Origin of the sequence: Variovorax sp. PBS-H4, from assembly GCF_901827205.1 — a bacterium.
In the GTDB taxonomy this organism is placed as follows: Bacteria; Pseudomonadota; Gammaproteobacteria; order Burkholderiales; family Burkholderiaceae_C; genus Variovorax.
The window spans coordinates 5004725-5023600 of sequence record NZ_LR594675.1 but is presented as its reverse complement, the minus strand read 5'-3'; the positions used below and the strand labels follow the sequence as shown (position 1 = coordinate 5023600).

Here is an 18876-nt window from a genome sequence, read left to right as displayed (position 1 = left end):
CTTTTTTTTGGGCGTCCTTGCGCGGTCGTCAGCCGCCTCGGACCTTTTCGTGCTCCGCCATTTGCTTCGGCGGGTTGCCGGTGACGGCCGAAGCGGCCATCTTCATCAGCTGGACCATCTTGCTGTCCGTCACGTCCCAGTATTCGGCCTCGACGATGCGCACCGCGAGCAGGCCGAGATTGGGGTCGGTGGGGCCTTGGGGGAACCAGGCCTTGGACATGGTGTTGAAGAGCGCTTCCTTCCTGGCCTGGTCCTCGACAAGCGCGGCCTGCCCGGCCACCGACACGTAGCTGTCCTTGTCCGTGTTGGCGTATGACACATTGACCATCGGGTCGCTCGCGACGTGGCGGGCGATCTCGCCATCCCGCGGGATGAAGAAGTAGAGCGTCCCTCCTTCTTCCAGGTTCTTGCTTTGCGTGGTGAGCGGGTGGCTGTGCAGCTGGCCGTCGCCGTGGCGGTGGGTCAGCATGCCGTAGCGCGTGTCCTTGATCAGGTCCCAGAGCTTGGCGTGCTGGTCGGTGGTGGGCATGGGCATCTCCGATGATGTGAAAGATCGTGACCGTAGACCGCGGCCGCGTGCGCACCTCGACACGAAAGGCCGCGTTCGCTTGTCGTCCGTCGCCGACCCTCGTCAGCCTGCAGCCTGCTGCGCCATCGCGGCCAAGGCGGCGGCGGTCGAGGCGTCCGCCGGAAAGAAAGACTCCACCGCGAGCTCCTGAAGCGTGACATCCACTGGCGTCCCGAAGATGGTGGTCGTGCTGATGAAGCTCAGCAGCCCCTGGGCTGTCACATACTGGAAGGGGACGGCCACGCCGGCGAGTTCGCTGTTGTTGGTCGGCACGTCGTGGCTCACCCGCGGCGTGGGGTAGGCCGCAAGCTCGTCGTGCAGCGCGACCAGCGCGGTATCTCCCGTCGCCGCGATCTGCTGCTGCAGCCGCTCCAGCAAGTGGGCGCGCCATTGGGCCAGGTTGGCGATGCGCGGTGCCAACCCTTCGGGGTGCAGGCTGAGCCGCAAGACGTTGACGGGCGCGGCCAGCAGCTCCGGTGCCGCGCCTTCCATCAGCAGGGGCACCAGCGCGTTGTGCGCCACCAGGTTCCAGTGCCGGTCGACTGCCAGCGCCGGGAAAGGCTCGTGCCCCTTGAGCACCAGGTCGACAGCTTGCCGGGCGGGTGCCAGGGCCGGGTCATCCAGCGAACGCTGCCGGTACATCGGCGCATAGCCGGCCGCCACCAGCAAGGCGTTGCGCTCGCGCAGCGGGACTTCGAGCCGCTCGGCAAGGCGCAGCACCATCTCACGGCTGGGCTCGGCGCGGCCGGTCTCGACATAACTCAAGTGCCGGGTCGACACCTGCGCCTCGTGCGCCAGGTCGAGCTGGCTCAGGCGGCGATGCCGGCGCCAGTGGCGCAAGTGGGTGCCGAAGGAATCGGCAGCGGTGGGCGGCGCGGAATGCAGGCTCATTCCCGCCATCGTAGTCATGCTCTGCGTGCCAGCCATAACCTGCGAGGTCATCGTTCGTCGGGCCTGACCTTGTCATCGAACCCTGCTATCTTTGAGGTGCCTTCCACGAATCCAAGGAGTTTCCTCATGGCCAGAGAACCGGCGCACGCTTTCGCCCCCATGCTCAAGACCTTCAAGACTGCATCGGGCAAAGCCGGCAAATACTGGTCGCTCAAGGAACTCGCCAAGCAATATCCCAACGTCGACAGGCTGCCGGTCTCGATCCGCATCGTGCTCGAGTCGGTGCTGCGCAATTGCGACGGCAAGAAGGTTGCGCCCGAGCACGTCGAGCAGCTCGCCAATTGGGCGCCCAACGCGGACCGCACCGACGAGATTCCGTTCGTCGTGACCCGCGTGGTGCTGCAGGATTTCACCGGCGTGCCGCTGCTGGCCGACCTGGCCGCGATGCGCAGCGTGGCGCAGTCCCTTGGCAAGTCGCCCAAGACCATCGAGCCGCTGGTGCCTGTCGACCTCGTGGTCGACCACTCGGTCATGGTGGATTATTACGGCACGCCCAAGGCGCTCGACCTCAACATGAAGCTGGAATTCCAGCGCAACAACGAGCGCTACCAGTTCATGAAGTGGGGCATGCAGGCGTTCGACACCTTCGGCGTGGTGCCGCCTGGCTTCGGCATCGTGCACCAGGTCAACCTCGAGTACTTCGCGCGCGGCGTCTACAAGAGCGCGCAGGATACGAGCGACCCGCCGGTCTACTACCCGGATTCGCTGGTGGGCACCGACAGCCACACCACCATGATCAATGGCATCGGCGTCGTGGGTTGGGGCGTGGGCGGCATCGAGGCCGAGGCCGCCATGCTGGGGCAGCCGGTCTACATGCTCACGCCCGACGTGGTGGGATTCGAGCTCGGCGGCAAGCTGCGCGAGGGCGTGACCGCCACCGACCTGGTGCTCTACGTCACCAACATCCTGCGCAGCGAGAAGGTGGTGGGCAAGTTCGTCGAGTTCTTCGGGCCCGGCGCCGCTTCCATCCCCGTTCCAGATCGCGCGACCATCGGCAACATGGCGCCCGAGTACGGCGCGACCATGGGCTTCTTCCCCGTCGACGAGAGGACCGTGGAGTACTTTCGGGGCACGGGACGGACCGACAAGGAAATCGAGCGCTTCGAGGCCTACTACAAGGCCCAGGGCCTGTTCGGCATGCCCGCGCCCGGCGAGCTCAACTACACCAAGGTCGTCAAGCTCGACCTCGGCACCGTCACGCCCAGCCTGGCCGGCCCCAAGCGTCCGCAGGACCGCATCGACCTCGGCCATCTCGCGACGAAGTTCGCCGAGCTCTACAGCAGGCCGAACGAGGCCAACGGCTTCAACCAGCCTGCCGAAAAGCTCAAGGCACGCCATTCGCTGTCGCTGCGCGGCGAGACTGCCGAGGAGGCGCCCAGCGAGCCCCGGCCTGGCGCGCCGGCGCCGGTGGTCGAGATGGTGGCCAACAAGCCGACCGCCGAGGCCGCGCATGTCGGCGCCACGACGGCCCATGCGACCAACGGCTCGGTGACCATCGGGAACGGCGATGTGCTGATCGCTGCCATCACTTCCTGTACCAACACTTCCAATCCCAGCGTGCTGCTCGCGGCGGGCCTGCTGGCCAAGAAAGCGGTGGAGGCGGGCCTCAGGGTCAAGCCGCACGTGAAGACCTCGCTGGCGCCGGGTTCGCGCATCGTGACCGAGTACCTCGAGAAGGCGGGCCTTCTCCCCTACCTCGAGAAACTGGGCTTTTACCTGGCAGGCTACGGGTGCACCACGTGCATCGGCAATGCAGGCGACCTGGCGCCCGAGATCAACGACGTGATCACGAAGAACAACCTGGTGGCTGCAGCCGTGCTCTCGGGCAACCGCAACTTCGAGGCGCGCATCCATCCGAACCTCAAGGCCAACTTCCTGGCCTCGCCGCCCCTGGTGGTGGCCTATGCGATTGCCGGCAACGTGATGGTCGACCTGATGACCCAGCCGGTTGGCAAGGGCAAGAAGGGCAGGGACGTGTACCTGGGCGACATCTGGCCCAGTTCGAGAGAGATCGACGAGAACCTGCGCTATGCGATGAACGCCAGGGCATTTCGCAGGAACTACGAGCAGATCCAGGAACACCCCGGCAAGCTGTGGAGCAGCATCAAGGGCACCGCAGGCCAGGTCTATGACTGGCCGACGTCGACCTATATTGCCAAGCCGCCTTTCTTCGACGGCTTCAAGATGCAGCCGCACGCGCCGGACGCGGGCTTCACCGGCGCCCGCATCATGGCCCTGTTCGGCGATTCGATCACCACCGACCACATCTCGCCCGCTGGCGCCATCAAGGAAAGCTCGCCGGCCGGCATCTGGCTCAAGGCCCACGGCGTGCAAAAGGCCGACTTCAACAGCTACGGCTCGCGCCGCGGCAACCACGAGGTGATGATGCGTGGCACTTTCGCCAACGTGCGCATCAAGAACCTGATGATCCCCCCAGGTCCTGACGGCTCGCGCGAAGAGGGCGGCATGACCTTGTTCCAGCCCGGTGGCGAGAAGATGTTCATCTACGACGCCGCCATGAAGTACATCGAGCAGGGCGTGCCCACCGTGATCTTCGGCGGCGAAGAGTACGGCACCGGCTCCTCTCGCGACTGGGCGGCCAAGGGCACGCAGCTGCTGGGCATCAAGGCGGTGGTGGCGCGCAGCTTCGAGCGCATCCACCGCGCCAACCTGGTCGGCATGGGCGTGCTGCCGCTGCAGTTCCGCGGCGCCGATTCCTGGGAAAGCCTGGGCCTGACCGGCGAAGAGAAGATCGATGTGGTCATCGGCGGCGAGCTCAAGCCGCAGATGGACGTGAAGATCGTGGTCCACCGCGCCGACGGCACGCACCAGGAGGTGACCGTGCGCCTGCGCATCGACACGCCGATCGAAGTCGACTACTACAAGCACGGGGGCATTCTCCCGTTCGTGCTGAGGCAGCTCCTGGCCGCCTGACTGGCCATGGCCGCGATGATGCCCGTCCGGCAGGGATTCTTCGCTGCCGATTCGCCCAAGATCGTCGTTTTCGAGAATAATTCTCATTTTGTCGATTTTGGATCTGCGGGTGACCACCATGAATCCGGCGGCGACGGCCGCCATCAGCCTTGACCAGCTTCCCAGCCACCAGTGGGCCACCGTGCTCGAAGTCTCGCGGGCTGAAGCAACGGAGGTGCGCGACCTGGTGCTTCGGCTGACCGAGATCGGCTTCGTGCCGGGCGAGATGGTGCGCATCGTCGCCAGTGGCGTGCCCAACCGCGAGCCGCTGGCCGTGCGCCTCGGCCACACCACCTTCGCGCTGCGGCGCCACGAGGCAGCGCTGGTGCGCGTGCTGCCGGGAGCCGCTCACCATGTCTGAGGCGATCCTTCAATTCCAGCCGGGCGCCGCGGTCTCGTCGGCGCCGCCTGCGCGAATCGCACTGCTGGGCAATCCCAACTGCGGCAAGACCGCGCTCTTCAACCTGCTCACCGGCAGCCGCCAGAAGGTGGCCAACTACGCCGGCGTGACGGTCGAACGCAAGGAGGGGTTGCTGCGCACGCCGTCGGGCCGGCGCGTCGCCGTGCTCGACCTGCCCGGGGCCTACAGCCTCAATGCGCTGTCGGCCGACGAGGCCGTCACGCGCGACGTGGTGACCGGCAAGAGCGAAGAGGCCTTGCCCGACCTGCTGGTGTGCGTGACCGACGCCACCAACCTGCGGCTCAACCTGCGCCTGGTGCTCGAGGCCAGGCGCCTGGGGCTGCCGATGGTGGTGGCGCTCAACATGACCGACATGGCGAAGAAGCAAGGCCTCCGGATCGACGTGCCGCTGCTGGCGGCCGAGCTCGGCGTGCCGGTGATCGAGACGGTCGGCGTGCACGCGGGCGGTGCACAGGGCCTGCTGGCGCAACTCGACGCGCCGGTCGCGGTGGCCCGGGCGTTGCCCTGGCAAGCGCCGGGCCTCGACGACGTGCTCGCCACGCAGCGGGAGGTCCGCCGCATCCTGGCCGTGGCGGTGCGAGAACCCGCGGGCAGCCTGGCCGCCAGCGACCGCATCGACCGCGTGGTGATGCACCCGCTATGGGGCATGCTGGTGCTGGCCGTGACGCTGTTCCTGATGTTCCAGGCGGTGTTCAGCTGGGCCAACGTGCCGATGGATGCCATCAAGGACGCCACCGGCGCCATCGGCGAACTGGTGAAGCGGTGGGTGCCCGAGGGCATGCTGCAAAGCCTGCTGGTGGACGGCATCATCGCCGGCGCGGGCGGCGTGATCGTGTTCCTCCCGCAGATCCTGATCCTGTTCCTGTTCATCCTGGCGCTCGAAGACTCGGGCTACCTGCCGCGCGCCGCCTTCCTGCTCGACCGCGTCATGGGCACGGTGGGGCTGTCGGGCCGCTCCTTCATTCCACTGCTGTCGAGCTTCGCCTGCGCCATCCCCGGCGTGATGGCCACGCGCACCATCAGCAACTGGCGCGACCGGCTCACCACCATCATGATCGCGCCGCTGATGACCTGCTCGGCGCGGCTGCCGGTCTATGCGCTGCTGATCGCGGCCTTCATCCCGGCGCGCACCGTGGGCGGGGTGTTCAACCTGCAGGGCGTCGTGCTGTTCGCCCTCTACCTGTTCGGCATCGTCTCGGCCATGGCCGTGGCCTGGGTCATGCAGCGCTTTCGCAACAACCAGCAGCGCTCGCCGCTGATGATGGAGCTGCCGGCCTACCGCTGGCCGAGCCTGCGCAACCTGGCGCTGGGCCTGTACGAGCGTGCCTGGATCTTCATCCAGCGGGTGGGCACCATCATCCTGACGCTGACGATCCTGCTGTGGTTCCTTTCCACCTTCCCCTCACCACCCGAAGGTGCGACCGGCCCGGCCATCCAGTACAGCCTGGCCGGCATCATCGGCCGCGGCCTGGAGCACATCTTCGCGCCGATCGGCTTCAACTGGCAGATCTCGATCGCGCTGGTGCCCGGCATGGCGGCGCGGGAGGTGGCGGTGGGCGCGCTCGGCACGGTGTACGCGCTGTCTGCCACCGGCGACGACGTCGCGGGCCAGCTGGAGCCGCTGATCGCCGGCAGCTGGTCGCTCGCCACGGCCCTGTCGCTGCTGGTCTGGTACGTATTCGCGCCGCAATGCATCTCGACGCTGGCGGCGGTGAAGCGCGAGACCGGTTCGTGGCGCTACGTGTGGATCATGGCCGCGTACCTGTTTGCCCTCGCCTACATCGCGTGCTGGATCACCTATCGTGCGGCCCTGGCACTCACAGGAGGATGAGATGACGCAACAGATCATCGTCGGACTGATCGTCGCCCTGGCGGCGTTCTACGCGGTCTGGCGCTGGATGCCCGCCGGCTGGCGCCGCACCGCTGCGGCGCGGCTCGCTTCGGGCTCGCAGCGCGCGGGCCTGCTCGATCCGCAGCGTGCGCGCCGGCTGGCCGATTCGCTTGCGAAGACTTCGGGGTGCGGTTCCTGCGAGACCTGCGGCAGCTGCGGCACCCCGGCCGATTCCTCGGCGCAAGCCAGGCGCAGCACCACCGCGCGCTGAGCGGGCATGCGTGCCGCTCATATCCTGGTCGCGGGCGGCGGCATCGCGGGCCTGGCCAGCGCGCTCGCGCTGGCTCGTCGCCGCCATCGCATCGACCTGTTCGAACAAGCCGTGGCCTTCGCCGAAGTCGGCGCCGGCGTCCAGCTCGGCCCCAACGTCGTGCGTCGCCTGCAAATGCTGGGGGTGTGGGAGCCGCTGATGCGGATTGCCGCCAAACCTGAGGCCCTCGTCGTGCGCAGCGCAGTGCGGGGCGGGGAGATCGCGCGCATGCCGCTCGGCAATGCAATGCTGCGCAGCTATGGCGTTCCGTATCTCTGCGCCCATCGCGCCGACCTGCATGCGCTGCTGCTGGCGGCCGTGCGCGGCACCGGCGCCGTCACCCTCAATACCGGCGCGCGCATCACCGATGCCGTGGCTCGTTCCGGCGCGGTCTGCGTCGCGAGCACCGCGACCCGGGCCTGGGAAGGCGACGCCTTGATCGGCGCCGATGGTCTTTGGAGTACGGTCCGCGCGCGGGTCGTGGAAGACACGGTCCCGCCGCGTGCGACAGGCCACACGGCGTGGCGCGCGCTGATTGCCCAGTCCGCGCTGCCGACAGCGTTGCGAAGCATGCAGGTCAGCGTCTGGCTCGGCCCACGCCTCCATGCGGTGGCCTATCCGGTACGCCGCGGCGAAGCCCTGAACGTGGTGGTACTGGCCGAGGCCGTGCCGGCGGGGGACGCGCGCGACTGGGACCAGGCCAGCAGCCTCGCCACCCTGCAAGCCGCAACCGGCCACATGCACACTGGCCTGCAAGCGCTGCTGGAAGCGATGCCTGCCTGGCGTGCCTGGACGCTGTGCGATCGCCCGCCGCTCAGCGGTCCCGATCAGATGGCCGGCGAGCGCGTGGCCCTCGTCGGCGATGCCGCCCACCCGATGCTGCCCTATCTTGCGCAGGGCGCCGGTATGGCGATCGAGGACAGCGTTGCGCTGGCCGAGGCACTCGATGGCTGCGGCGCCGAAGAGGTGCCGCAGCGTCTTGCACGCTACGCGCAAGAGCGTTGGGAACGCAATGCGCAGGTGCAGGCACGGGCGCAACGCAATGGGGAGATCTTCCATGCGACCGGCCTGGTGCGCGTAGGCCGCGACGCAGCCCTGCGATTGCTCGGGGCACGGCTGCTCGACGTGCCCTGGCTGTACGGGGCTTGATTCAACGCCTAGAGACTGAAGCTCTGCAAGTGGTCGACACGCTCGGCCAGGCCCTCGGCGCCGAGGTAGTGGCTGCGCTTGCCGGTGCGCACTTCGGCCAGCGAGCTCTCCAGGTCGGCCAGCATGTCCTGCCGCGCCGCCTCGAACGCCGTTGCCAGGTCCTGGTGCTGCTCGCGGTAGGCGTCCGCGATGGCGCGTGCAGCCGCGGGCGCGCCGCAGGCCACGCATTCGGCTATTGCCGTGGCGCTGGGCTGTGCGCCACGGTGCAGCAGCAGAGCCACGAGCTCGGGCGAAACTGCGCTGTCGATGGCGTCGAGCGCATCGGCCGACACCGGCGCCCCCGCGCGCGCGAGTGCTTCAGCCGCATGGTGCGCCCCGTGGGCAAGGGCCAGGTCGGTGGCCAAGGCGCTGCCCTGCAGCGGTCCGTCGAGCGCCACGTTGGCGGCGGCGAGCTGGCCGACCAGCGCAGCGTCGTCGGTGGCGACGGCGTGCCGCAGCGCGATGCGCGACAGCACGGCATCGCGGTCCAGCGTGCCGGCGGCCAGCGGCGCGCGCCAGTCCACCACCGCGCGGCGGTAGAAGGCCACGAGCTTGTCCACCACCTCGAGCGCGAGGCCGTGCGTCTGGTGTCGTTCGTCGAGATATTCGAGCAGCGCCTGCCCGGTGTAGTAGTCGCCGGCGGGCTCGAGCGGGTCCTCGTCGAGGTGCAGCATGGCGAAGGCCGCCGGCAGATCGTGCGCAATCGTGGTCATGCCGTCCTCGTGCATCGCATGCGCCCAGGCCTCGGGCAGGCCCTGCTTCCAGGCCAGGACGTGGCCGTAGTCGGCGCCTTGCTCGACCACCGCGTAGATCCGATCGCTGGACTCGAAGCCACCGAAGGGCAGGGCGGTGAGCTTGCCGTCCCACCGCTGCCCGCTGGCCTCGGCTGCGTCCCGCGCGTTCTGCTGTTCGTGGTCGATCCAGTCGTGGAGGTCATGGCCCGAGCCGCCGCCGTTCCAGAACAATTCGGCCCAGCTGACCGCCTCCTCGTAGCCGTTGATGCGCAGATGCAGGTCGTAGTCGATGCGCCCGCCGGCGGTGCGTTGCCAGAGCGCGACCAGCTCGGGCGGGATCGGCCCTGCGCAGAGATCCTGCAATGCCGCGATCTGCTCTACACCCATCGGGGGCTGCGCATCGAAGATCACCCGCTCGGCGAAGAGCACGATGCCGTGCTCGCGCAGGAGGGCCAGTTCTTCTTCGGCAAAGTGGTCGCTCATGGAGTCTCCTTGTTGTCGCAGGCCCGCGGCGGCTCAGCCGAACCAGCTGCGCCGATCGATCGCCGGGCGATGAAGGAGAGTATCAAGTTCTTCGGGCCAAGCAACCGCGGGAGCAACGTGAAGCGCCATCTCGGCGATCTGAAGGCCGCGGCGCAAGCCGTCCAGAACCGGCTGACGGCGGCGAAGTTTCCCGCAGTGCCGCCGGGCCGATCAAACCAGAACTAGAGATCGGTGCGCAGCTTCCAGATTTCCGGAAACAGCACCACGTCGAGCATCTTGCGCAGATAGCTGACGCCACCCGTTCCGCCGGTGCCACGCTTGAAGCCGATCACGCGCTCCACGGTGGTCACGTGGCGGAAGCGCCAGAGGCGGAATGCGTCTTCCAGGTCGGTCAGCTCTTCGCCCAGCTGGTAGAGCTCCCAGTGCTGCTTCGGATCGCGGTAGATGCTGAGCCAGACCTGCTCCACGCCGTCGCTGGATTCGTAGGGGCGGGTCCAGTCGCGTTCGACGTGGTCGGCCGGTATGGCGAAGCCCCGGCGCGCCAGCAGGCGCAGCGCCTCGTCGTAGAGCGAGGGCGAGCGCCATGCCGCCTCGACCTCGGCCAGCAGTTCGGGCCGGTGCGCGTGGGGCTTGAGCATGGCGGCGTTCTTGTTGCCCAGCGCGAATTCGACACACCGGTACTGCCAGCTCTGGAAGCCGCTGGAGCTGCCGAGGTAAGGGCGCATCGCGCTGTACTCGGGCGGCGTCATGGTGGCCAGCACGTCCCAGGCATGCACCAGCTGCTCCATGATTCGCGAGACACGCGCCAGCATCTTGAAGGCGCTGGCGAGCTCGTCCTCGGCCACGCAGCGAATCGCGGCGCGCAGCTCGTGAAGCATCAGCTTCATCCAAAGTTCGCTGGTCTGGTGCTGCACGATGAAGAGCATCTCGTCGTGGGCCGGCGAACGCGGGTGCTGAGCGTTCAGGATGGCATCCAGGCTGAGGTAGTCGCTGTAGCTCATCGAGGCGCTGAAGTCGAGTTGCGCCTTTTCTTCGTGGACGATCTTTTCGGTGCTCATTGAAAAACCTCCGCCCTGCGGGCCGTGCAGTTCATGATGGGCTTTCCTCAGGTCACGGCAAGCTTCTGGTTGAACTCGGGGCGCTTCCACTCCTCGAGTTCCACCACCTGCACCAGGTGCTCGACGGCATGCCAGACATCCTCGAAGCCGAGGTACAGAGGGGTGAAGCCGAAGCGCAGGATGTCCGGCATTTGTGTATCGCCGGCACGGAAGTCGCCGATCACGCCGCGGGCGATCAGGGCCTGCACGATGGCGTAGGCGCCCGGCCCCTTGTCGGCGAGTGCGAGGCAGACCTGCGAACCGCGCCGGGCATGTTCGCGCGGCGTGACGAGCGCGAAGCGTCTTGGCAAGCGTTCCTCGACCAGGGCGATGAAGGCATCGGTCAGTGCCAGTGACTTGGCGCGCAAGGCCGCCATGCCGCCTCGGCCGCCGTTGAAAGGCTCGGCCGCGAGCACGCTGTCGAGTCCGCATTCGAGCGCGGACAGGGCCAGGATGGATTGGGTGCCGCAGAGGTACCGCGTGACTCCCTGGGCAGGACGGTAATGCGGCGTGAATTCGAAAGGCGCTGCGTGGCCGAACCAGCCCGACAAAGGCTGCTCGAAACGGCTGGCATGCCGCGCATGCACCCAGACGAAGGCCGGCGCGCCCGGGCCGCCGTTGAGGTACTTGTAGCCGCATCCGATCGCGAAATCGGCCCTGCAGTCGTTGAGCTCTACCGGCACGGCGCCCGCGCTGTGTGCCAGGTCCCACACCGTGAGCGCGCCGGCGGCGTGGGCCGCTGCGGTGAGCGCCTTCATGTCGTGCATCGCGCCGGTGCGGTAGTTGACGTGCGTCAACATCAGTACCGCCACCTGGTCGTCCAGCACGGCGGGCAGCTCGCTTTCCTCGATGAGCTTCAGCGTGAAGCCGCGCTCGCGGCACAGCGATTCCGCGATGTAGAGGTCGGTCGGGAAGTTGCTGCGCTCGCTGAGTACGACGCGGCGGCCGCTGGGCTCCATCTGCAAGAGGGCCGCGAACAGCACCTTGTAGAGATTGACCGAGGTGCCGTCGGTGCAGACCACTTCGCCCGGCGCAGCGCCGATCAGGCGGGCGAGCTTGTCGCCCAGGCGCTGCGGAAGGTCGATCCAGCGCGCGCTGTTCCAGGAGCGGATCAGGCCTTCGCCCCACTCCTGCGTGACCACTTCGGCGATGCGCGCAGGCGCGGCCCTGGGCAGCACGCCGAGCGAATTGCCGTCGAGGTAGATCACGCCCTCGGGCAGGATGAAGTGGCCGCGCAGCGCGGCAAGGGGGTCTTGGGCATCGAGGCGCCGGCAGTCGTCGAGAGTCATGGTCATGGGATGGTGAGTTCGCGCAGCACGGCGCGAACGGGGGATGCGTCGGCCGTCACCAGCTTGAGCGGCAGCGCGATGAGTTCGTAGTCGCCCTCCGGCACCTCGTCGAGCACGAGGTTCTCGAGCACGCGCAGGCCCAGGCGGCGGATGACCTGGTGACTGTCGAGGGTCTTGCTGTCGGCCGGGTCGATGCTGGCAGTGTCGATGCCGATGAGCTTCACGCCCAGTGCGGCGAGGCGCTCGATGGTGGCGGGCGCGTAGGCCGCGAGCGCACCGTCCCAGCGGTCGACGGGGGCGCGTTCATAGGTGCGCACCAGCACGCGTGGCGGCAGGTCATGGACGGCATGGGCGATGTGCGCCCATTCGACCAGCGGCCCGCGCGCGATCGCGTGGATCACCCGGCAAGGGCCGAGGTAGGGGGAGAGGTCCACCGCGCCGATGCTCGCGCCCTGAGGGTCGTAGTGCAGCGGCGCGTCGGCGTGCGCGCCGACGTGCGGTGACAGCGTGATCTCGCTGACATTGACGGGGCAGCCTGGCGCGATGGTCGCCGCCCAGCGCTGCCGATAGGGCGTGTCGCCCGGGAACACCGGCGCGCCCTCGTGCACCGGCGGCGAGATGTCCCAGATGCGTTGGTTCATGGCGCGAAGTTAGCGCCGTGAACCGCGACGTGGTGTCGGTTATTTCCAACAGAACGCAAACACTGCTCATGCCCCGCAGGCCGGTGCCCATCTGTTGCTTCATTGCGAGAGCCCGAATCGAGCTTGCGGTTGTCTGCCAATACTTCGATCACGCGCAGCAGTCATGAGAGGACAGGAAATCGCTCCATTTGCGATAGTGATTTGTTCTGCATGCAACCGAATTTTTGACCAGATATTCGGGTGGTGCGGCTGCATGATCGATGTATCCACCAACCGGTACCGTCATGACACACAGTCCTGCCCCCGCCGCGTCTTCTCTTCCCTTCTCGGCTTTTGCCGATGGGCTGGAGGCCAAAGGCGACCTCCGCTCGAGCATCACTGCCGCCTGCCGGCGATCGGAACCTGAGGCGTTGCCGCCATTGCTGGAAGGTGCCCGGCTTGCCCCGGCGGCGGCCGGCGCCGCGCACGAATTGGCGCATCGCATCGCCTCCCAGCTGCGTAGCCGCAAGAACGCCGGCGGTCGCGCGGGGCTGGTCCAGGGCCTGTTGCAGGAATACGCGCTCTCCTCGCAGGAAGGCGTCGCCCTGATGTGCCTCGCCGAAGCGCTGCTGCGCATCCCGGACAAGGGCACACGCGATGCTCTGATCCGCGACAAGATCGCCGATGGCCAGTGGCAGGCGCATGCAGGACGCAGTCCTTCCGTGTTCGTCAACGCAGCGACCTGGGGGCTGTTGCTCACCGGCAAGCTGGTCGCAACGCACAGTGAGGCCGGCCTCTCCGTCACGCTCACGCGCCTGATCGGGAAAGGCGGCGAGCCGCTGATCCGCAAGGGCGTCGACATGGCGATGCGGATGATGGGCGAGCAGTTTGTGACCGGTGAGACGATCCAGCAGGCGCTGGAGCACGCACGAAAGCTCGAGGCCGAGGGTTTCCGTTACTCCTACGACATGCTCGGGGAGGCCGCTCTGACGGCACACGATGCGCAGCGGTATCGCGCGGCCTACGAGCAGGCGATTCATGCCATCGGGAAAGCCTCTGCCAGCCGGGGCGTCTACGAGGGGCCGGGCATCTCTATCAAGCTGTCTGCCTTGCATCCGCGCTACGTGCGTGCCCAGCGCGGCCGCGTGATGGACGAGTTGTACCCTGTGCTGCGCGAACTCACTTTGCTTGCCAGGCGCTACGACATCGGACTCAACATCGACGCCGAGGAGGCCGACCGACTCGAGCTCTCGCTCGACCTGCTCGAGCGGCTCTGTTTCGAGCCGGCACTCGCGGGCTGGAACGGCATTGGCTTCGTGATCCAGGCCTATCAGAAGCGCTGCCCCTTCGTCATCGACTTCGTCGTCGACCTCGCACTGCGCAGCGGCCATCGCCTCATGGTTCGCCTGGTCAAAGGTGCCTATTGGGATAGCGAAATCAAGCGCGCGCAAGTCGACGGCCTCGAAGGCTACCCGGTGTACACGCGCAAGGCCTACACCGATGTGTCGTACCTCGCATGTGCTCGCAAGCTGCTCTCGGCGCCCGAGGCGATCTATCCGCAATTCGCAACCCACAATGCACACACACTGGCGGCCATCTACGAGATGGCAGAGCCCGCCGCCTATGCGCCGGGTCAGTACGAATTCCAGTGCCTCCATGGAATGGGCGAGCCGCTGTACGAGCAGGTTGTCGGGACGACCGCGGCCGGCAAGCTCGGGCGTCCTTGCAGGATCTATGCGCCGGTCGGCACGCACGAAACGCTGCTCGCCTATCTGGTGCGCCGCCTGCTCGAGAACGGCGCCAACACGTCGTTCGTCAACCGCATTGCGGATCCGACGATCGCGATCGAGAAGCTGGTGGAAGATCCGGTAGCGACGGTCCAGCAGATGGCTGCCGGCGAGGGCGCCGTCGGACTGCCCCATCCGTCGATCCCGCTGCCGGGCGACATTTACGGCCGAGCACGAACTAACTCCAAGGGCCTCGATCTCGCCAGTGACGACAGCCTGCGCGCATTGCAGTCCGCGCTGCGCGAGAGCGCAGACGAAGCGTGGACGGCAGGCCCGATGCTTGCCGAAGCACGGCGTGCGGCGGGCGCCCACACCGAGCTGCTGCGCAATCCCGCGGACCTGAACGATGTGGTCGGTCAAGTCTGCGAAGCGACGCTTGGCGACGTCGACGTCGCAATCGCGTCGGCGCTGCAGGTCGCCCCGACCTGGGCGGCCACGCCGGCAGCAGAGCGCGCCGATCGGCTCGAGCAGACGGCCAGCCTGCTCGAAGAAGGCATGCCGCGATTGCTGGGGCTGCTGGCGCGCGAAGCGGGCAAGACCTTTGCCAATGGCATCGCGGAGGTACGCGAGGCGGTCGACTTCCTGCGCTTCTATGCCGCGCAGGCACGCCGCGAGTTTTCGGGCGAGGCCCATCGTCCGCTGGGACCGATGGTGTGCATCAGCCCTTGGAACTTTCCGCTGGCGATCTTCGTCGGCCAGGTCGCCGCCGCATTGGCCGCAGGCAATCCCGTGCTGGCCAAGCCCGCCGAGCAGACGCCGCTGGTCGCTGCCGAAGCCGTGCGTCTGCTCTGGCGCTCCGGCGTACCGCATGCGGCGGTGCAGTTGCTGCCCGGCCGCGGCGAGACGGTTGGTGCCGCGCTCGTCGGCGATGCACGCGTGCAGGGCGTGATGTTCACCGGATCGACCGAAGTGGCGCACATCCTGCAGAAGACCTTGGCCTCACGCCTCGGGGCCGACGGCCGTCCGGTGCCGCTGGTCGCAGAGACCGGCGGCCAGAACGCGATGATCGTCGACTCGTCGGCGCTGGTGGAGCAGGTCGTGACGGACGTGGTCGCATCGGCCTTCGACAGCGCTGGCCAGCGCTGCTCGGCCCTGCGCGTGCTGTGCGTGCAGGACGACGTGGCCGACCGCGTGATAGAGATGCTCAAGGGTGCCATGGCCGAAAGCCGCATTGGCAATCCGGCGAGCCTGGCCATCGACGTTGGGCCGGTGATCGATGCCGAGGCGCGCGACGGCATCGAGACGCACATCGCGGGCATGCGGCAGCGTGGCCGCAAAGTCTACCGCCAGGCGCGAGAGGTCGGCGGCGCGACCTTGGCAGGCACCTTCGTCGTGCCGACCCTGATCGAACTCGACAGCTTGTCGGAACTGCAGCGCGAAGTGTTCGGGCCGGTGCTGCACCTGGTGCGCTATCGGCGCCGGGAACTCGACGCCTTGATCGGCCAGATCAACAGCACCGGCTACGGCCTCACGCTGGGCGTGCACACCCGTATCGACGAGACGATCGCGCAGGTGGTCGAGCACGCGCGCGCCGGCAACGTGTACGTCAATCGCAACATGGTTGGCGCGGTAGTCGGGGTGCAGCCCTTCGGAGGAGAAGGCCTGTCGGGGACCGGGCCCAAGGCCGGTGGACCGCTCTACATGTACCGCATGCTTGCGACACGACCCGATGACGTGATGGCGCGGGCGTTGATGGCGGCCGATCCGTATAACGCGACGAAAGACGTGGATTCCGTTCGGCCCGCCGGCGCGTTGGCAGCATTGCGCGACTGGGCCACTGCCAACGGCAACCCGGGCTTGGCGGACCTGTGCGATCGCTTCGCGAGCCTGTCTCGCAGCGGCCATGCTCGCACGCTGGTCGGGCCGACCGGCGAGCGCAACGTCTATACGCTGCTGCCGCGCGAGGCCGTGTTGTGCCTGGCCGACGATGTCACTGACCGACTCACGCAACTGGCGGCCGTTTTGGCGGTGGGCAGCAGGGCCGTCTGGCCGGCCGTGCCGGCGAACGAAGCATTGTTCGCATCGCTGCCGCCCGATGTTCGGCAACGCATTGCCATTGCTCAGGACTGGCGAGCGGCCACGGTGAATTTCGATGCCGCGCTCTACCAGGGCGACGTTACGGCGCTGCGAGGCGTGACGGAGGCCCTCGCCTTGCGCGCGGGTCCCATCGTCGGCATCCGCGCGCTGCCGCCGCGCGCCACCGACGTGCCGCTGGAGAGCCTGGTGATCGAGCGGTCGCTAAGCGTCAACACGGCGGCGGCGGGCGGCAATGCAACACTCATGACGATCGGTTGAGCCGAAGTCCAATTGGCCGCACGCAGGTGCGTGGGTCGGCCGATCATGCGGATTGAGGACCCAGCAGCAGAAATTCCATCAGCGCCTTCTGCGCGTGCAGGCGGTTCTCGGCCTCGTCCCAGACGACGGATTGCGGGCCGTCGATGACCTCGGCCTGCACCTCCTCGCCCCGATGCGCGGGCAGGCAGTGCATGAAGAGGGCGTCGGGCCGGGCCGCCCGCATCATGTCCTCGTCCACGCACCATTCGGCGAAAGCGGCGCGGCGAGCCTCGTTCTCGGCCTCGTAGCCCATGCTGGTCCACACGTCGGTGGTCACCAGGTCGGCGCCGCTGCAGGCTTCCATCGGGTCCTTGAAGACCTGGTAGCTGTCGGCCGAGCGGATGCCGGCGATCGACTGGTCGACCTCGTAGCCGCTCGGCGTGCTCACGTGCACCTTGAAGCCCAGGATCTCGCTGGCCTGCAGCCAGGTGTTGGCCATGTTGTTGCCGTCTCCGACCCAAGCCACCGTCTTGCCCGCGATGGAGCCGCGGTGCTCGATGTAGGTGAAGATGTCCGCCAGGATCTGGCAGGGGTGGAACTCGTTGGTGAGGCCGTTGATCACCGGCACGCGCGAGTGCGCGGCAAAGGCCTCGATCTTGGTCTGCTCGAAGGTACGGATCATCACCAGGTCGACCATGCGGCTGATGACCTTGGCGCTGTCCTCGATGGGCTCGGCGCGCCCGAGCTGGCTGTCGCCGGTGGTCAGGTGCACCACGCTGCCACCGAGCTGGTACATGCCGGCCTCGAAGCTCACGCGGGTGCGCGTCGAGGCCTTCTCGAAGATCATGGCCAGGGTGCGGTCGGTGAGCGGCTGGTGCTTCTCGTAGGCCTTGAACTTCTTCTTGATCAGCGCGGCACGCGCGAAGACATAGGCATAGTCTTCGGCGGTGAAGTCCGAGAACTGAAGGTAGTGGCGCAGGGCCGGGCCCGCTGTCTTCGGAAAGCCTTCGCCTGCAGCTGCGGGGCGAGCGCCTTCGGGCGGCCGGGCGGCGCTCATGGCGTGGCCTCCGCGAGGAAGGTCTTCACGATCGGCGCAAGGATGGCGACGATCTCGTCCGCTTCGGCCACGCTGAGGATCAACGGCGGCACCAGGCGGATCACGCTGTCGGCAGTCACGCTCAGCAGCAGCCCGGCCTCGCAGGCGCGGTTGAGGATCACGCCGCAGGGACGGTCGAGCTCGATGCCCAGCATCAGGCCCTGGCCGCGGATTTCCTTGACGCCGGCGAGGCCGCCGAGCTCGCGCTCCAGCGCGCCCTTCAGGTGCGCGCCGACGTTGGCGGCGTTGTCGAGCAGCTTGTGCTCTTCCATGATGCGGATGGTCTCGATGCCGGCGCGCATCGCGAGCGGATTGCCGCCGAAGGTGGTGCCGTGGTTGCCGGGAGCGAAGATGTTGGCAGCACGCGGGCCGGCCACGACCGCGCCGACCGGCACGCCCGAGCCCAGGCCCTTGGCCAGCGGCATCACGTCCGGCTTGATGCCGGCCCACTGGTGCGCAAACCACTTGCCGGTGCGGCCCATGCCGCACTGCACCTCGTCGATCATCATCAGCCAGTCGCGCTGGTCGCACAGCTGGCGTACCGCGCGCAGGTAGTCCCAGCGCATGGGATGGATGCCGCCTTCGCCCTGAATGGTCTCGAAGAACACGGCCACCACGTTCGGGTTGCCTTCGGTGGCCTTCTTCAGCGCCTCGATGTCGTTGAGCGGGACCCGGATGAAGCCCTCGACCAGCGGGCCGAAGCCCTGCTGCACCTTGGGGTTGCCGGTGGCTGACAGGGTGGCGATGCTGCGGCCATGGAACGCGGCCTCGTAGACCACGATCTCGGGGCGCTCGATGCCCTTGTCGTGGCCGAACTTGCGCGCGAGTTTCAGCGCGGCCTCATTGGCTTCCAGGCCGGTGCAGCAGAAGAAAACGTTGGTCAGGCCCGAGAGCTCCGTGAGCTTGGCGGCCAGTTGCTCCTGGCCCGGCACGTGGTAGTAGTTGGAGCTGTGGATCAGCTTGGCGAGCTGCTCCTGGAGAGCGGGCACCAGCTCGGGATGGTTGTGGCCCAGGGTGTTGACTGCAATCCCGCCCAGGCCGTCAAGATAGGCTCGGCCCTCGGTGTCCCACACTCGGCAGCCCTGGCCATGCGACAGTGCGATCGGCAGGCGGCCGTAGGTGTTCATGACATGGGGCGAGGAGGGGGCGGCAGTGGCGCTCATACGATCTCCGAAAAAGGAAAAGCGATTCTAGGGTTGCGTCTCGGCAGCGTCGTTGAGGATTGCGCATCACAGCAATGCCGTGCTCCGGTGT

15 protein-coding genes are annotated in these 18876 nt (G+C 67.5%); 7 read left to right on the top strand and 8 right to left on the bottom strand.

Going from position 1 to position 18876, the window contains the following annotated elements; all coding sequences use genetic code 11:
• Positions 1-28: 28 nt before the first annotated feature.
• Together E5CHR_RS23980 and E5CHR_RS23975 are read right to left on the bottom strand one after the other, a co-directional pair.
• The gene (locus tag E5CHR_RS23980) at positions 29-529 is read right to left on the bottom strand and encodes a pyridoxamine 5'-phosphate oxidase family protein (RefSeq protein ID WP_174255739.1); all 501 of its coding nucleotides are present in this window, start codon (positions 527-529) and stop codon (positions 29-31) included.
• A gap of 102 nt (positions 530-631) precedes the next feature.
• Positions 632-1459, bottom strand: a complete 828-nt coding sequence (locus E5CHR_RS23975; protein WP_162582158.1) for a helix-turn-helix transcriptional regulator — start codon at positions 1457-1459, stop codon at positions 632-634.
• Positions 1460-1585: 126 nt separating this feature from the next.
• On the opposite strand from E5CHR_RS23975, the gene E5CHR_RS23970 reads away from it, so the two are divergent.
• The 5 genes from E5CHR_RS23970 (at position 1586) to E5CHR_RS23950 (ending at position 8203) form a co-directional block, all read left to right on the top strand.
• Complete coding sequence (locus E5CHR_RS23970) at positions 1586-4453, top strand: aconitate hydratase (protein WP_162582157.1); 2868 nt, start codon at positions 1586-1588, stop codon at positions 4451-4453.
• Positions 4454-4571: 118 nt separating this feature from the next.
• Positions 4572-4853: a FeoA family protein gene (locus tag E5CHR_RS23965; protein ID WP_162583871.1), complete on the top strand. Its 282-nt coding sequence runs from the start codon at positions 4572-4574 to the stop codon at positions 4851-4853.
• On the top strand, positions 4846-6744 hold the full coding sequence (gene feoB / locus E5CHR_RS23960; RefSeq protein WP_162582156.1) for a ferrous iron transporter B: 1899 nt from the start codon (positions 4846-4848) through the stop codon (positions 6742-6744). Before E5CHR_RS23965 ends, feoB begins: the two co-directional genes overlap by 8 nt.
• Position 6745: 1 nt before the next feature.
• A complete protein-coding gene (locus tag E5CHR_RS23955; protein ID WP_162582155.1) occupies positions 6746-7015 on the top strand; it encodes a DUF6587 family protein in 270 nt (89 codons plus the stop codon).
• A 6-nt stretch (positions 7016-7021) separates the two neighbouring features.
• The gene (locus tag E5CHR_RS23950) at positions 7022-8203 is read left to right on the top strand and encodes an FAD-dependent monooxygenase (protein ID WP_162582154.1); all 1182 of its coding nucleotides are present in this window, start codon (positions 7022-7024) and stop codon (positions 8201-8203) included.
• A gap of 8 nt (positions 8204-8211) precedes the next feature.
• On the opposite strand, the gene E5CHR_RS23945 is transcribed toward E5CHR_RS23950, so the two are convergent.
• The gene (locus E5CHR_RS23945; protein WP_162582153.1) at positions 8212-9459 is read right to left on the bottom strand and encodes an SMI1/KNR4 family protein; all 1248 of its coding nucleotides are present in this window, start codon (positions 9457-9459) and stop codon (positions 8212-8214) included.
• Positions 9460-9471: 12 nt separating this feature from the next.
• On the opposite strand from E5CHR_RS23945, the gene E5CHR_RS23940 reads away from it, so the two are divergent.
• Positions 9472-9684: a hypothetical protein gene (locus E5CHR_RS23940; protein ID WP_162582152.1), complete on the top strand. Its 213-nt coding sequence runs from the start codon at positions 9472-9474 to the stop codon at positions 9682-9684.
• Here the strand turns inward: E5CHR_RS23940 and kynA are convergent.
• From kynA to kynB, 3 genes are read right to left on the bottom strand one after another with little or no spacing between them, the layout of a single operon-like run.
• Entirely contained in the window at positions 9681-10517 is an 837-nt protein-coding gene (gene kynA / locus E5CHR_RS23935; RefSeq protein ID WP_162582151.1) for a tryptophan 2,3-dioxygenase, read from the bottom strand. The two genes, E5CHR_RS23940 and kynA, sit on opposite strands and share 4 nt — an antisense overlap.
• Before the next feature lie 47 nt (positions 10518-10564).
• Positions 10565-11851, bottom strand: coding sequence for a kynureninase (gene kynU / locus E5CHR_RS23930; protein ID WP_162582150.1), 1287 nt, complete (start codon positions 11849-11851; stop codon positions 10565-10567).
• Complete coding sequence (kynB, locus tag E5CHR_RS23925) at positions 11848-12486, bottom strand: arylformamidase (RefSeq protein ID WP_162582149.1); 639 nt, start codon at positions 12484-12486, stop codon at positions 11848-11850. Before kynB ends, kynU begins: the two co-directional genes overlap by 4 nt.
• Positions 12487-12770: 284 nt before the next feature.
• Between kynB and putA the strand changes: the two genes are divergently transcribed.
• Positions 12771-16547: a trifunctional transcriptional regulator/proline dehydrogenase/L-glutamate gamma-semialdehyde dehydrogenase gene (gene putA, locus E5CHR_RS23920; RefSeq protein ID WP_197893872.1), complete on the top strand. Its 3777-nt coding sequence runs from the start codon at positions 12771-12773 to the stop codon at positions 16545-16547.
• A gap of 43 nt (positions 16548-16590) precedes the next feature.
• Here putA and argF read toward each other — a convergent pair whose 3' ends face one another.
• Together argF and E5CHR_RS23910 are read right to left on the bottom strand one after the other, a co-directional pair.
• Positions 16591-17583: an ornithine carbamoyltransferase gene (gene argF / locus E5CHR_RS23915; protein WP_443083092.1), complete on the bottom strand. Its 993-nt coding sequence runs from the start codon at positions 17581-17583 to the stop codon at positions 16591-16593.
• Positions 17580-18785, bottom strand: a complete 1206-nt coding sequence (locus E5CHR_RS23910; RefSeq protein ID WP_162582147.1) for an aspartate aminotransferase family protein — start codon at positions 18783-18785, stop codon at positions 17580-17582. Before E5CHR_RS23910 ends, argF begins: the two co-directional genes overlap by 4 nt.
• Positions 18786-18876 lie beyond the last annotated feature (91 nt).